Source organism: Paramagnetospirillum magnetotacticum MS-1, from assembly GCF_000829825.1.
In the GTDB taxonomy this organism is placed as follows: Bacteria; Pseudomonadota; Alphaproteobacteria; order Rhodospirillales; family Magnetospirillaceae; genus Phaeospirillum; species Phaeospirillum magnetotacticum.
The window spans coordinates 173,465-188,053 of the sequence record NZ_JXSL01000025.1; the positions used below are offsets into that span (position 1 = coordinate 173,465).

Consider the following 14,589-nt stretch of genomic DNA (forward strand, 5'->3'; position numbering starts at 1 on the left):
AGCGACTTGTTCTTGGTTTTGGTCAGTAAGAGAACGGATACAGCTTCCAATAAGACTTGATCAGGCGCCAGCGGTGAACCAGGCCATCGGGCTCGAAGATCAGGAACAGAACGATGGCCAGACCGATACTGGCTTCCTTGATATAGGCCAGCGCGCTGGTCAGCGCCGGGATATCACCGGTGAAATGCTTCACCGTGCTGACGGCGGCCTCGGTGGCCTCGGGCAACAGCACCATGAAGGTGGTGCCCATCAGGGTCCCCATCACGCTGCCCATGCCGCCGATGATGATCATCCCGAGGAACTGGATGGACAGCAGGATGGTGAAGCCTTCGGCCGAGACATAGCCGAGATAATGGCCGTACAGCGCGCCGCCCACTCCGGCATAGAAGGACGAGATGCCAAACGACAAGATGCGGTACTTGGTGAGGTTGATGCCCATCACCTCTGCCGACAGATAGTGGTCGCGCACCGCCACGAAGGCCCGGCCGTCGCGGCTGCGCAGCAGGTTGGTGCCAAGCCCGTACATGATCACCACGAAGACCAGGACCACGTAGAAGAAGCCCTTGTCGCCGCCCACCTCATAGCCGAACAGGCTGATGGGATTGGCCATGGCGCCCGAAGAGCCGCCGGTGAACCAGTTGGCCCGCGCAAAGAAGTCTTCCAGGATGAACTGGGAGGCGAAGGTGGCGATGGCCAGATACAGGCCCTTCAGCCTTCCTGCCGGAATGCCGAACAACAGGCCCAGCAGGGTGGTCATCACGCCCGCCAGCGGAATGGCCAACAGCACCGGAATGCCGAACGTATTGTTCAGCCAGGCCGAGGCGAAGGCGCCGAAGCCGAAGAAGGCGGCGTGGCCGAGGCTGATCTGGCCGGTGCAGCCCACCAGGATGTTGAGGCCCAAAGCGGCGATGCCGTAAAAGCCGATCTGGATCAGCAGGGCCATCAGGTAATTGCTTAGCACCAAAGGCGCGGCGGCGGCCAGCAGGATGCCGGCCATGCACCAGTAGCGCGACGCGGGCGTCAGAAAGATGGTGGTGTCGGCCCCGTAGGTGGTCTTGAACTGGCCGCAGGGAATGAGGCTGGACGAGATCATGACCTTACACCCTCTCGATGGTCTTGGTGCCGAACAGGCCGTAGGGTTTGATCATCAAGATGATGACCAGCACGTAGAACGGGGCCACGGTGTACAGATTGCCCAGGTGCAGATACTGGCCATCGGCATATTCCGCCAGATTTTCCAGCACCCCGATGATCAGCCCGCCCAGCACCGCGCCGATGATGGAATCCAGGCCGCCGACGATCACCGCCGGGAAGACCTTGATGCCGAAGAACGACAGCGCCGAGGACACGCCGTTGACCATGCCCACCACCACGCCGGCCAGGGCCGAGACCATGGCCGAGATGGCCCAGGCGGTGGCGAACACCGCCTTGACCGAGATGCCGAGGCTTTGCGCCACCTGCTGGTTGAAGGCGGTGGCCCGCATGGCCAGACCCATGCGTGAATACTTAAAGAACCAGGCGAACAGACCCATGATGATGATGGAGACCACCAGGCTCATCAGATAGGCGGGCTGGACCGACAGGCCCAGGACGTCCACTGACTTGACCGGGAAGATCTCGGGGAAGGGCTGGGCCCAGACGCCGAAGATGGACTTCATCACCGCCTGGAAGAAGATGGAGAGCCCAATGGTCACCATGATCACGCTGATCACCGGCTCGCCGATCAGGGGGCGCAGCACGATCATCTGCAACGCGATGCCGAACACCATCATGAACAGAAAGGTCATGGGGAAGGCGACGTAGAACGGGAGCGCCATGCTGGTGACCAGCCACCAGCAGGTCCAGGCGCCGATCAGCAGGAATTCGCCCTGGGCGAAATTCACCACCTGGGTCGACTTGTAGATCAGCACGAAACACATGGCGACCACGCCATACAGCGTGCCGACGATCAGCCCGTTGACCAGGAGTTGGAGAAACAGAGAGGACCCCATGATGTGTTCTCCTATTCCGCGGCCAGTTGCTGGGAAGGCGGCGGCAGCAGCGTCACGACCTTCAGCTCGGTCTTGACCCTGGTGGTGGTGCCGTCCTGGAAGGTGATCACCGCGTCCACGGGGACCATGGCGCGGTCGGCATACATGGCATCGATGATGTCGCCGTACTTCTCGTTGATGACGCCGCGCCGCACCTTGCGGGTACGGGTCAGCTCGCCGTCATCGGCATCCAGTTCCTTGTAGAGCAGCAGGAATTTGCGGATGCGCTGGGGTTCGGGCAGGGTGGCGTTGACCTTCTCCACCTCGGCCTGCAACAGATCGTAGACCGCTCCTTGCGCCGAGAGATTGGTGTAGTTGGTAAACGAGATGCCCTTGGATTCCGCCCATTTGGACACGATGGAAAAGCGGATGCAGATCAGCGCCGAGAGATAGGGCTTGGTATCGCCCAAGATCACCGCCTCGGCGATGAAGGGCGAGAACTTCAGCTTGTTCTCGATGAACTGGGGCGAGAAGCGCACGGCATGGGACGTGGTGGCCAGATCCTTGATGCGGTCGATCACCACCAGATGGCCGTTTTCTTTCTTGATATAGCCCGCGTCGCCGGTCTTCAGCCAATTGCCGTCGACGATGTCGGCGGTGCTTGCCTCGGGGTTACGGAAATAGCCGGTGAACATGCCGTCGGTGGTGGCGACAATCTCGCCCACCCCATTGGCATCGGGGTTTTCGATGCGAAGCTGGGCGTCGTCGAAGGGAATGCCCACAGAGTCGAAATCGATGTCGCCTTCGCGGTGCACGGTATAGGCGCCCGCCAGTTCGGTCTGACCGTAGATCTGGCGCAGCGGCACGCCCATGGCCAGGAAAAAGCGGAAGGTGTCGGGCCCCAAGGCCGCGCCGCCGGTGGCCGCCGACTTCAGGAAGGTGAAGCCGATGCGGTCTTTGAGTGCGTCGAACAAAATCCAGTTGGCCAACTTGGAGCGCTTGCCCTGGTCCAGCGCCTTCATGCCCAGTTTCATGCCCAGATTGAACATCGCCTGCTTGAACGGAGTGGAATCCATCATGCGGGCGCGCACATCGGCGGCGATGCCTTCCCACATGCGGGGCGCCAGCAGAACGAAATTGGGGCCGATTTCGCGCATATCGGCCATCATCGTCTCGGGCTCTTCCACGAAATTGACGATGTTGCGGCAGATCAGCGGCTGGGCCACGGCATAGATCTGCTCCATGATCCACGGCAGCGGCAGGACCGAGACGTAATCATCGCCCGCCGATTTGGGGTCGGCCCGCAGGTAAGCGGTGGAGTGGCGCAGGAACGGTCCTGCCTGCAGCATGGCCAGCTTGGGGTTCGACGTGGTGCCCGAGGTGGTGCACAAAATAGCCACGTCGTCGCCCTTGCCCTTGCCCACTTCCTCGTCGAAGCGTCCCGGATTGGCCGCCGCGATCTCCTGGGCCTTGGATTTCAGGTCCTCGGCCGAGATCAGGCGCGGGTCCTTGTGCTTGCGCATGCCGCGGGGATCGAAATAGACGATGTGGCGGATGGTGGGGACTTCCGCCGAAATCTCCAAGAGCTTGTCCACCTGCTCCTCGTCCTCGGCCAGCACCACTGCCGCGCCGGTATAGGACAAGAGATAGGCCACCTCGGCATTCATGGAATCGTGGTAGATGCCCAGACTCATGGCGCCCACCGCATGGGCGGCCACTTCGCCCCACAGGCTTTCCGGCCGGTTCTTGCCCAGGATGGCGACCACGTCGCCGCGTTGAACGCCCAGCGCCAGCATGCCAAGGGCCAGGTTCCGCACCCGGTCCAGATAGTCGGCCCAGGTGAAGGCGTTCCAGATGCCGAATTCCTTTTCCCGCATGGCGATCTCGCCCGGCCAACGCTGGGCGTTGTGCACCAGGGCCTTGGGGAAGGTGTCGTGAATGGTGGTGTCCAGATACTCGCTCATCAGGCCACTTCCTCGTCTTCGTCGATGCCGAGATAGGCCACCTTGACCCGTTCGTTGTTCATGACCTCGTCGGGCAGGCCTTCGGCGATCTTGCGGCCGAATTCCAGCACCATCACCCGGTGGGAAATGTCCATGACCACGCCCATGTCATGCTCGATCATGATCACCGTCATGCCCCATTCCTCGTTGAGGTCGACGATGTAGCGGGCCATGTCCTCCTTCTCTTCCAGGTTCATGCCCGCCATGGGCTCGTCCAGCAAGATGACCTTGGGCTCGACGGCCATGGCGCGGGCCAGTTCCACGCGCTTGCGCAAGCCATAGGGCAAGGTGCCCGCCACCGCCTTGCGGATATGAGCGATTTCCAGGAAGTCGATGATGTCTTCCACCTTGCGGCGGTGGGCCAGTTCCTCGGTGCGCGCGCCGCTGCCCCAATAAAGCGCGCCGGTCAGCGCATTGTTCTTTAGCAGGTGGTGGCGGCCGACCATGATGTTGTCCAGCACGCTCATATGGCCGAACAGCGCCAGATTCTGAAAGGTCCGGCCCAGACCCAGCGTGGCGCGCACATTGGGCGAAAGGCCTGTCACGTCGCGGCCATCCATGAACACGCGTCCGGACGTGGGCCTGTAACGCCCCGAGACGCAGTTGAGCATGGAGGTCTTGCCCGCGCCATTGGGGCCGATGATGGAGAACAGCTCTCCCTTGCCGACCTGGAAACTGACTTCGGTCAGGGCGCGCACGCCGCCGAAGGCCAGCGACACGTCGCGTACTTCCAGAACCGGATTATCCGTCACGGACATGGTTATCGCTCCCGAACCGGAGCGGCACCTTTTGGCGCCTGCTCCGAACCACCCTGTTTGCGGACCCTTCTTGGCGAGGGCCTCATCAGTGAAAACGAGCATACGTTTTTTTAATTGCCGTGCAAGTGTGTTCAGGCCTTGCCGCGCAACATGTGAATGATGCCCGAGAAATCCAGGCCGCCCTGGCCCATTCCCGCCATCATGGCGTAAAGCTGTGCCGCTTCGGCGCCCAGGGGAACGGTGGCGCCGCAGCCCTGGGCCGCCTCGACCGCCAGCTTCAGATCCTTCAGCATCATGGCGGCGGCGAATCCCGGCTGGTAGTCGCGGTTGGCGGGCGAGGTGGGCACCGGGCCGGGAACCGGACAGTACGAGGTCATGGACCAGTTCTGGCCCGACGATTTGGACGAGATATCGAACAGCTTTTGGGCGTCGAGACCCAGCTTCTCGGCCAGGGCGAAGGCCTCGCAGGTGCCGATCATGGAAATGCCCAGCAGCATGTTGTTGCAGATCTTGGCCGCCTGGCCATTGCCCGGCCCGCCCGCATGGACGATGGTCTTGCCCATGGCGGCCAGGATCGGCTCGGCGCGGGCGAAGGCGGGCTCTGTTCCGCCCACCATGAAGGTCAGCGTGCCCGCCTCGGCCCCGCCCACGCCGCCCGAGACGGGAGCGTCGATCAGGGCGTGACCGGCCTTGGCCGCCTCATCGGACAGCAGCCGCGCGCTGGCCACGTCGATGGTCGATGAATCGATGAACAGGCAGCCCTTGGGCGCTGCGGCGAACAGCCCGCCGTCTCCCAGCATCACCGACTTCACATGGGCTCCGGCGGGCAGCATGGAGACCACCACCTCGGCGCCCCTGGCGGCATCGACGGCCTTGGAGCAGGCCGTCGCCCCCGCTGCCGTGGCGGCCTTCAAGGCGGCTTCGGACAGATCGAAAGCGGCCAGTTTGTGCCCGGCCTTGATCAGGTTGCGCATCATGGGCGCTCCCATATTGCCCAGACCGATGAACCCGATGCTCGCCATGTGAAGCCTCCCTGCTTTCGACGTGTGTTAGGTGGTCAGAGCCCGGCCGATGATCACCCGCATGATCTCGTTGCTGCCTTCCAGGATCTGGTGGACCCGCAGGTCCCGGAAATAGCGCTCGATGGGATATTCCTTGATATAGCCATAGCCGCCATGAAGCTGCAGCGCCGCGTCGGTCACGGCAAATCCCACATCTGTGGCCAGGCGTTTGGCCATGGCGCAATGCACTGTGGCCTGGGGCGATTTGTTGTCCAGGGACTGGGCGGCGCGATGGATCATCAGGCGCGCCGCTTCCAGTTCGGTGGCCATGTCGGCCAGTTTGAACTGGGTGGCCTGGAAGGCGCTGATGGGTTGGCCGAACTGTTGGCGCTGGCCGGTATAGTCGATGGCGTGTTCCAGGCAGGCCCTGGCACCGCCAAGGGAACAGGCCCCGATATTGATGCGCCCGCCGTCCAGGCCCTTCATGGCGATCTTGAAGCCGTCGCCCTCGGCGCCGATAAGGTTGGCCACCGGCACGCGGCAATCTTCGAAGATCACGGAAGCGGTGGGCTGGCTTTTCCAGCCTAGCTTCTTTTCCTGCTTGCCGAAGGACAGGCCCTTGGTCCCCGCCTCAACCACCAGACAGGAGATGCCCTTGGGGCCGGGACCGCCCGTGCGCACCATCACCACATAGAGGTCCGAGCGCCCGCCGCCCGAGATGAAGGCCTTGGTGCCGTTCAGCACGTAATGATCGCCGTCGCGCTCTGCCTTGGTGCGCAAACTGGCGGCGTCGGACCCGGCATTGGGCTCGGTCAGGCAATAGGAGGCGAATTTGCGCATGGCGCACAGATCGGGCAGGAAGCGCCTGCGCTGCTCCTCTGTCCCGAAGCTGTCGATCATCCAGGCCGCCATGTTGTGGATGGAGATATAGGCGGCGGTGGACGGGCAGGCACAGGCCAATTCCTCGAAGATCAGAGCGGCATCCAGGCGCGACAGGGCCGAGCCGCCCACGTCTTCTCGGACATAGATACCGGCAAAGCCCAGTTCGGCCGCGCTGCGCAACGTCTCTTCGGGAAAGATGCCGTCCTCGTCCCAATGGGCGGCGTGCGGCGCCATCTCGCCCAGCGCGAAATCGCGGGCGGCTTGGCGAAAAGCCTCCTGGTCCGGGGTCAATCCGAAATCCATGCGCTTCGTATCCCTGATCCGGAGTCTATCGCTCCGGTTGTTGCCGACAAGGGTACCGGTCAACGGTCCCGATGGGTATGGAATTATCACAGGGGATGCGCGGAATCCACCTCTTGTATACGTGATACGCAGTTTTTGTGTCCGAGAGGTGGATTGCCCTTAGACAGTTGCCGCGGCGGATGTATACTCCGGGCGGGATGATTGGGGCGTGGAGGCCCGATGAACGAGCAGAAAAAGCCAGCCACCAGGGCGGACGAGATCCGCCAGGTGATCGAGAGGGAGATCTTCACCGGCGTGCTGCGCCCCGGCACCCGCCTGGACGAGGAAAGTCTGGCGGCCCGCTTCGGTCTGTCGCGCACTCCCGTTCGCGAAGCCATCTTGCAGCTTGTCTATTCCGGTCTGGTGGTGAAAAAGCCGCGCCAGGGCGCCGTGGTGGCCCCCCTCGATCTGCACCGCATGGTGCAGATGTTCGAGGTGATGAGCGATATCGAGGGCTTGTGCGCCCGCTATGCCGCGCGCCGCATGTCACCCGAGGAAAAAGCCAGGCTTTCCGCCATGGTGGCCCAGGCGGGCGCCTTGTGCGCGGCCCGCGATCTCGACGGCTATTACGCGCTGAACCGCGCCTTCCACGACGCGGTCTATGACGGCAGCCATAACGAGGTCTTGAAGGAGATGGCGCGCTCGCTCTATGCCCGCCTCGCGCCCTATCGCCGCTATCAGCTGAACCATCCCGGACGCATCGACGGCTCGCTGGCCGAGCATGCCGAGGTGGTGGCCGCCATTGCCGCCGCCGATCCCGATCGCGCCCAGGCGGTGATGCGCAAACACGTCACCATCCAGGCGGACATCTTTTCGGAATTCGTGTCCATCATGAGCTAGGCTTGTATCCGAGAACTGTTATTCTTGGATACAAAACTGTGGCGCAGGGCATCCCCATATGGTATCGCCGTAATCCGGGTTTGATGACAAGGGAGAGCGCCACAATGTCCGCCAATCTGTTCGAGCTGTTCCGCTCGCGCTTTCCCGCCGACCGGTCGCGGACCTTCATCGAGGTGCCCGGCGGGGTGACCATCAGCTATGCCGATCTCGAGGCCATGAGCGCGCGCTATGCCCACGCCCTGGTTGAAGCCGGGGTCAAGCCCGGCGACCGGGTGGCGGTGCAGGTGGACAAGTCGGCCGAGGCGGTGGTGCTTTACCTCGCCTGCCTGCGGTCGGGCTCGGTGCTGTTGCCCTTGAACACCGCCTATCAGGCGGGCGAGCTGGAATACTTCCTCTCCGACGCCGCTCCGGCCGCCGTGGTCTGCCAGCCCCATCGCTTGGCCGAGCTGGAAGGCCTGGCCGCCAAGGCGGGCATCACGACCTGCGTCATGACGCTGGGCGCCAGCGGCGACGGCACCTTGCCCGAGCGCGCCAAGGGCAAGGCGGAGAGCTTCGCGACGGTGCCCAGGGGCGGCGACGACATGGGCGCCATCCTCTATTCCTCGGGCACCACCGGGCGGCCCAAGGGCGCCATGATGAGCCACACCAATCTCGGCTCCAATTCCCAGACCCTGCACAGGCTGTGGGGGTTCAAGCCCGATGACGTGCTGTTGCACTGCCTGCCCATCTTCCACACCCATGGGCTGTTCGTGGCCATCAACTGCGTGCTCTTGAACGGCAGCGCCATGATCTTCTGCCCCAAATTCGACGCCGAGCAGGCCATCGGACTCTTGAAGCGCGCCACGGTGTTCATGGGGGTGCCCACCTTCTACACCCGCTTCCTGACCAGCCCCAACCTGACGCCCCAGGCGTGTTCCCATATGCGGCTGTTCATCTCGGGTTCGGCGCCTTTGCTGGAAGAGACCTTCAACGCCTTCAAGGACCGCACCGGGTTCACCATCCTGGAACGCTACGGCATGACCGAAGGTGGCATGTTCACCTCCAATCCGCTCGATGGCGACCGCCGGGCGGGGACGGTGGGCTTTCCCCTGCCCGATGTCGAGCTTCGCATCACCGGCGAGGATGGCCGCATCCTGCCCCAGGGCGAGGTGGGCATCATCGAGGTCAAGGGCCCCAACATCTTCAAGGGCTATTGGAACATGCCCGAGAAGACCAAATCCGACTTCACCCCCGACGGCTTTTTCAAGTCGGGCGATGTGGGCGTCATCGATGAGCGGGGCTATGTCTCCATCGTCGGCCGCGCCAAGGATCTGATCATCTCGGGCGGCTTCAACGTCTACCCGAAGGAGGTGGAGGACTTCATCGACCGCCTGCCTGGCGTGGTGGAATCCGCCGTGGTCGGCATGCCGCATCCCGATTTCGGCGAGGCCGGTCTGGCTATCGTGGTGGCCGAGAAAGGCGCCGCCGTCACGCCGGACGGGGTGATCGACGCGCTCAAAGGCCTTCTCGCCAATTTCAAGGTGCCCAAACAGGCCGTGGTGGTCAGCGAATTGCCGCGCAACGCCATGGGCAAGGTGCAAAAGAACGTGCTGCGCGACTCTTATGCCGAGATGTGGAAGGCCAATCTGTGATGAGTTCTGAAATCCATTTCGAGCGCACCGGCCATCTCGGGCGCATCACCCTGGACCGGCCCAAGGCGCTGAACGCGCTGACGCTCGATCAGGTGCACGCCATGCATCCCAAGCTGGACGCCTGGGCCGCCGACCCGGAGGTCACCTGCATCACCATCGAGGGCGCAGGCGAGAAGGCGTTTTGCGCCGGTGGCGACATCAAGCAGCTTTATGAGGCCTGCAAGGCGGGCGACCTGGAATTCGCCGCTGCCTTCTATCGGGACGAATACCGGCTCAACCGCCGCATCAAGACCAGCCCGAAGCCTTACGTCGCGTTGATCGACGGCATTGTCATGGGCGGCGGCGTCGGCGTCTCGGTACACGGGCTTTACCGCGTGGCCACCGAGCGCACCTTGTTCGCCATGCCCGAAACCGGCATCGGCTTCTTCCCCGATGTGGGCGGGTCCTATTTCCTGCCCCATCTTCCCGGTGCCATCGGCATGTATCTCGGCCTGACCGGGGCAAGGCTGAAGGCGGCGGACACCTTGCATGTGGGCGTCGCCACCCATTTCGTGGAAAGCGCCAGCCTGCCCGCCCTGATCGAGGCACTGTCAGAGGCCCGCGACGCCGCCGAGGTCAAGGCCAGTCTGGACGGCTTCGCCTCTGATCCCGGTCCGGCCGCCATCGATTCCAGGCGGGACATCATTGACCGCTGTTTCGGCAAGTCCAGCCTGACCGAGGTCTTTGCCGCCCTGGAAGCCGAAAGCGATCCTTTCGCCGCCGAGACCCTGGCCACCATCCGCGCCAAGTCGCCCCATCTGGTGGCGGTCAGCTTCGAGATGATCCGGCGCGGCGCGTCCCTGTCCTTCGACGAATGCATGAAGATGGAGTTCCGTCTGGCTTTGGCGCTGGCGCCCGCCCATGACTTTGTCGAAGGGGTGCGCGCCCTGCTCATCGACCGCGACAACAAGCCCGTCTGGAACCCGGCGGGGTCGCAAGCCCAGGTGCTGGCCCATTTCGACGCGGTTCCGGCCTGCGGCGATTTGACCTTTTAGAAACTAACGAGCCCCCACCCTCCCGCGCCGCGGGTCCCTCCCTCCCCCGGCAGAGCCGGGGGAGGGCTGGGGAGGGGGCCTTGGATGGGAGTTCGACAATGAACGTCAACGGATTGGCCGCCATCGTCACCGGCGCAGGCTCGGGTCTTGGACAAGCCACGGCGCGCGCCTTGGCCAAGGCTGGCGCCAAGGTCGCGGTGTTCGACATCAACGCCGCCAATGCCGAGGCCACGGCCAGGGAAATCGGCGGTGTCTTTGCCGCCTGCGATGTGACCGACGAGGCCTCCACCCTGGCGGCCATGGCCCATGCGCGGGCCGCCCACGGCCCGGCCCGCATCGCGGTGAGCTGCGCCGGAGTGGTGACGCCGGGCAAGGTGGTGGGGCGCAAGGGCCCCATGCCGCTGGAAACCTATGCCCGCGTCATTCAGGTCAACCTGATCGGCACCTTCAACGTCATGCGTCTTGCCGCCGCCGATATGGCCGGGCTGGAGCCGCTGGAGGGAGGCGAGCGCGGGGTGATCGTCAACACCGCCTCCATCGCCGCCTGGGACGGGCAGGTGGGACAGTGCGCCTATGCCTCGTCCAAGGGGGGCGTCGCCGCTCTGTCGCTGCCCGCCGCCCGCGAATTCGCACCCTTGGGCATCCGGGTCATGGCGGTGGCGCCCGGCTATATGGAGACTCCCATGCTGGCGGGCATGCCCGAGGAGGTCATGACCAATCTGGTGGCCTCGACCTTGTTTCCCCATCGCCTGGGGCGGCCCGAGGAATTTGCGCGTATGGTGTTGGCCATCTGCGACAATCCCATGCTCAACGGCAGCGCCATCCGTCTCGATGGCGCGGTCAGGATGCCGCCGCAATAGGGAAACTTACCCTTCGGCGGGAAGCACGACACTGACCGTGGTGCCCTCGCCCTGGGCCGAGGCCACATGGATGGAGCCGCCATGGGCCTCGATCACCCTGGCGCAAATGTAAAGCCCGAGCCCGATGGAGCTTTCGCCCGCGGTTCCCTGGCTTCCCTCGGCAAAGGGATGGAACAGGGATTCCAGCTTTTGGGGCGCGATACCGATGCCGGTATCCGTGACCTCCATGCGGGCCCAGGGCTGGCCCTCCTCGTCCTGTTCCGCGGAGAGGGCGATGGTGATGGTCGATCCGGGATGGGAAAACTTGATGGCATTGCCGATCAGATTGGTCAGAACCTGCTCGATCTTGACGCGGTCCATCAACACCCATAGCGGCCGGGATGACGTCGCCGACAGGGTAATGGATTTCTGATCAGCCAGGATCGAGGCCATGGACACGATCCGCTGCGCCAGCAACGTCATGTCGGCGGGCTGGCGATTGATGGTGAGGTGCCCGGTTTCGATGGCCGACAGCGACAGAATGTCCTCGATCAGCGCCAGCATGTAGCCAACGGATTGCTGAATCCGTCCCACGAACTCCATCTCCTGGCCGGTGGTGGCGGTGGGCAAGAGCAGTTCGAGAATCTGGGAATAGCCGGAAATTACCGACAGCGGCGTGCGCAGATCATGGGCCAGGACGCCGAACAGTTTGTTCTTCAAGTCGTTGGCGGCGGTCAGTCTGGCATTGGCCTTGGCCAATTGGCGCTGGGTATTGACCAGTTCGCTGTTGAGGGCGCCGATGGACTCGTACATGTCGTCATCGGATTCTGGCTGAAGATGTTGACCGGAACCCTTTGTGTTCAAGGACATCCTCCGCGCTCGGCGATCATGACGGCCTCGGCGGCATTTTGGGCGGAGCCGTCGGCTCCCAGCTTTCGCCACAGATCCTGGTCGATGTTGAAGGGATAGCCGCCCACCAGGATGGTCGTCTTGCTCCCAAACTGTTTGCGGGCCTTGGTGACCAGGTCTTCGACCAGTCCCAGATGGGTGGTGAGGGTGGCGGAAATGGCGATCACCTCGGCCTCGGCCGAAAGGGCCATGTCCACCACGTCCGATGCCGGGATATTGGCCCCCAGATAGTGGCTGTCCCAGCCGCTCATCTCGAAGCAATCGGCGACCATGCGGGCGCCGACCTCGTGCAGTTCCCCGCTGACGCAACAGGCCACCATGGTGCGGCGGTGACCGTCGCCCCGGAAGATGCGGGGATAGAGCTGGGACATGATCGCCTGGGTGACGGCGGTGATGTAATGTTCCTGGGCGATGGTGAGGCGGTCTATCTGCCAAAGGCGACCCACTTCCCACAACGCAGGCTGGAAAACGTCGAGATAGATATTCTCGATGGACATGCCGCCGTCCACGGCTTCCATGATCATGGCCGTCGCCTCGTGGCGGCGGCGTGCGATCAAGGTGTTGAGATAGCGCTGAGCCATGGGGGACAACCCCCCCGTTCCGTCCAGATGGACGGGCTGAGGGGCGCCTATCGCCCCTTCACCGTTCCAGAATGCCGAAGCCATACTCACCACGCTTGCAGTCTTACGGCATATTACGTATAGGCCTTAGTGATTACAAGCGAGGGGCGGCAATGGACGCAAAATTGCCTCAATCGCCAGCACAATAGCGACGGTTCCCGCCGTCACGGAACCTTCGCTTGTCCGCGTAGGGATGTGGCGATAGGAATGCCGCGCCTCATTATTGGATGACCGGACCATCATGGCCCCGACTTTGGAAGAATACTGCCACTGCCCCCACTGCAACCGCCGCACCCGCCATTCCGTGGCGCGTGAAAGGGTTCTTGCCCCGGTTCTTTGGTGCCTCTCCTGTTTCCGCATGCGGGTGGAAACGGTCAAGCCCAAGGCCAAGGCAAAGGCTGCCAGCCGTCACGCCCCGCCAACGGGGGCAGGCCAGACCTACCGTCTCGCCGGTTGATGGGCGGGTGGGGCAAGGCTACACTCCACCTTGCCGCCACGCATCTTTAAAGACCGGAGTTCCCCCCTCATGAGCGATGTCGACGCCCTCAAGGCCGAGGTCAAGAAGCTGAACGCGCAGGCGACCCAGGCCAAGATGGACCTGCACGACCTGTCCGAGGAACTGCCCATCGGCTGGGAGAAGATCCCCGACGTGGCGGCCCATTGCCACGACCTTTATGCCCGTTTGACCAAGGCCCGCGCCGCGCTGAAGGCGGCGGGCGGCTGAAGATTCCTGTCATCCTGAACGGAGTGAAGGATCTTTCAACCGGTAACGGTGCCTGAAGGGCCCTTCGCTTGCGCTCAGGGTGACAGAGGTCTAGCCCAGATCGATGGTCTCGACCTCGGATTCCGGAATTGTCCAGGGCACGAAAACCTTCGAGACGCGGGCAAAGCGCTCGGGCGCGTCGGTGGCGAGGTAGCGCACGCGGGACGGGCCGCCTTCATTGCAGAGCCTGCGCAGGCTCAGCAGATCCTCCAGCACCATGGCGGTGGTCGAGGCCGAATCCACCACGGCCACGTCCCGGCCCAGCAGGCGGCGGAACAGCGGCGCCAGGGCGGGGAAGTGGGTGCAGCCCAGCAGCAGGCAATCGGCGGCTTCGGGGCCGGTGAACAACGGCCCCAGATAATGCCGGGCGATCTGTTCGGCGATGGGGCCGTCCACCAGGCCTTCCTCGACCATGGGCACGAAGAGCGGGCAGGGAAGCTGGGTCACCAGGGCATTGGGCCGCGAATGCAGAATAGCGCGCGGATAGGACCCCGCCTGCACGGCGCTTTCGGTGGCGATGACCACGATGCGGCCTCGGGCCGAGGCGGTGGCCGCGGCCGCCGCGCCCGGCTCGACCACGCCGATCACCGGCAGGCCGGGAAAGGCGGCGCGCACGGCTTCCAGGGCGTGGGCCGAGGAGGTGTTGTCGGCGACCAAAAGCGCCTTGATGCCGTAGGCTACCAGGGCGCGGGTGGCTTCCAGGGCATAGGCCGCCACGGTCTGGGCGCTTTTGGTGCCATAGGGCAGGCGGGCGGTGTCTCCCAGATAGATCAGCGATTCGTCCGGCAGCCTCTCGCGCACCGCCTTTAGAACGGTCAGACCGCCGACGCCGGAATCGAAAATGCCGATGGGAAGGTTGGGATTGCCGCTCATGACGTCCAGATGGGAAAATTAGGTCAGATGCATACTTAGACCTCTCCCTCATCTCCGGCAAGGGGAGGTATTTTAAGGGGTGGAACGGGCCCGCGCTTCGTCGTAGGGTGCCTGCCGGTTGACC

General features: G+C 63.6%; 15 protein-coding genes. 6 read left to right on the forward strand and 9 right to left on the reverse strand.

Features of this window, described 5'->3' with window-relative positions:
- Positions 1-22 precede the first annotated feature (22 nt).
- The 6 genes from CCC_RS08100 to CCC_RS08125 form a co-directional block, all read right to left on the reverse strand.
- Positions 23-1,093: a branched-chain amino acid ABC transporter permease gene (locus tag CCC_RS08100; RefSeq protein ID WP_009867288.1), complete on the reverse strand. Its 1,071-nt coding sequence runs from the start codon at positions 1,091-1,093 to the stop codon at positions 23-25.
- Between the two features lie 4 nt (positions 1,094-1,097).
- A complete protein-coding gene (locus tag CCC_RS08105) occupies positions 1,098-1,991 on the reverse strand; it encodes a branched-chain amino acid ABC transporter permease (protein WP_041040710.1) in 894 nt (297 codons plus the stop codon).
- Positions 1,992-2,002: 11 nt separating this feature from the next.
- Positions 2,003-3,934, reverse strand: a complete 1,932-nt coding sequence (locus tag CCC_RS08110; protein ID WP_009870688.1) for a long-chain fatty acid--CoA ligase — start codon at positions 3,932-3,934, stop codon at positions 2,003-2,005.
- Positions 3,934-4,731 carry an ABC transporter ATP-binding protein gene (locus tag CCC_RS08115; protein ID WP_009870687.1) on the reverse strand — a complete coding sequence of 266 codons (798 nt, stop codon included), beginning with the start codon at positions 4,729-4,731 and terminating at the stop codon, positions 3,934-3,936. The genes CCC_RS08110 and CCC_RS08115 overlap by 1 nt, the downstream gene beginning before the upstream one ends.
- 131 nt (positions 4,732-4,862) lie before the next feature.
- Positions 4,863-5,753: a 3-hydroxyisobutyrate dehydrogenase gene (gene mmsB, locus CCC_RS08120; protein ID WP_009870686.1), complete on the reverse strand. Its 891-nt coding sequence runs from the start codon at positions 5,751-5,753 to the stop codon at positions 4,863-4,865.
- Between the two features lie 27 nt (positions 5,754-5,780).
- The gene (locus tag CCC_RS08125; RefSeq protein WP_009870685.1) at positions 5,781-6,917 is read right to left on the reverse strand and encodes an acyl-CoA dehydrogenase family protein; all 1,137 of its coding nucleotides are present in this window, start codon (positions 6,915-6,917) and stop codon (positions 5,781-5,783) included.
- A 219-nt stretch (positions 6,918-7,136) separates the two neighbouring features.
- On the opposite strand from CCC_RS08125, the gene CCC_RS08130 reads away from it, so the two are divergent.
- From CCC_RS08130 to CCC_RS08145, 4 genes are all read left to right on the forward strand, one after another.
- A complete protein-coding gene (locus CCC_RS08130; protein ID WP_009870684.1) occupies positions 7,137-7,796 on the forward strand; it encodes a GntR family transcriptional regulator in 660 nt (219 codons plus the stop codon).
- A gap of 104 nt (positions 7,797-7,900) precedes the next feature.
- Positions 7,901-9,427, forward strand: coding sequence for a malonate--CoA ligase (locus CCC_RS08135; protein ID WP_009870683.1), 1,527 nt, complete (start codon positions 7,901-7,903; stop codon positions 9,425-9,427).
- A complete protein-coding gene (locus tag CCC_RS08140; RefSeq protein WP_009870682.1) occupies positions 9,427-10,461 on the forward strand; it encodes an enoyl-CoA hydratase/isomerase family protein in 1,035 nt (344 codons plus the stop codon). The genes CCC_RS08135 and CCC_RS08140 overlap by 1 nt, the downstream gene beginning before the upstream one ends.
- A gap of 98 nt (positions 10,462-10,559) precedes the next feature.
- Positions 10,560-11,321: an SDR family NAD(P)-dependent oxidoreductase gene (locus CCC_RS08145; RefSeq protein WP_009870681.1), complete on the forward strand. Its 762-nt coding sequence runs from the start codon at positions 10,560-10,562 to the stop codon at positions 11,319-11,321.
- A 6-nt stretch (positions 11,322-11,327) separates the two neighbouring features.
- Here the strand turns inward: CCC_RS08145 and CCC_RS08150 are convergent, their stop codons facing one another.
- Positions 11,328-12,113 carry a sensor histidine kinase gene (locus CCC_RS08150; protein ID WP_009870680.1) on the reverse strand — a complete coding sequence of 262 codons (786 nt, stop codon included), beginning with the start codon at positions 12,111-12,113 and terminating at the stop codon, positions 11,328-11,330.
- A gap of 47 nt (positions 12,114-12,160) precedes the next feature.
- A complete protein-coding gene (locus CCC_RS08155; protein WP_009870679.1) occupies positions 12,161-12,790 on the reverse strand; it encodes a cobalamin B12-binding domain-containing protein in 630 nt (209 codons plus the stop codon).
- A 280-nt stretch (positions 12,791-13,070) separates the two neighbouring features.
- Between CCC_RS08155 and CCC_RS21700 the strand changes: the two genes are divergently transcribed.
- Complete coding sequence (locus tag CCC_RS21700; protein WP_082036555.1) at positions 13,071-13,286, forward strand: hypothetical protein; 216 nt, start codon at positions 13,071-13,073, stop codon at positions 13,284-13,286.
- Positions 13,287-13,355: 69 nt separating this feature from the next.
- On the forward strand, positions 13,356-13,553 hold the full coding sequence (locus tag CCC_RS08160) for a CCE_0567 family metalloprotein (RefSeq protein WP_009870678.1): 198 nt from the start codon (positions 13,356-13,358) through the stop codon (positions 13,551-13,553).
- 90 nt (positions 13,554-13,643) lie between these two features.
- Here the strand turns inward: CCC_RS08160 and murI are convergent, their stop codons facing one another.
- Positions 13,644-14,465, reverse strand: coding sequence for a glutamate racemase (gene murI, locus CCC_RS08165; RefSeq protein ID WP_009870677.1), 822 nt, complete (start codon positions 14,463-14,465; stop codon positions 13,644-13,646).
- Between the last annotated feature and the right edge of the window lie 124 nt (positions 14,466-14,589).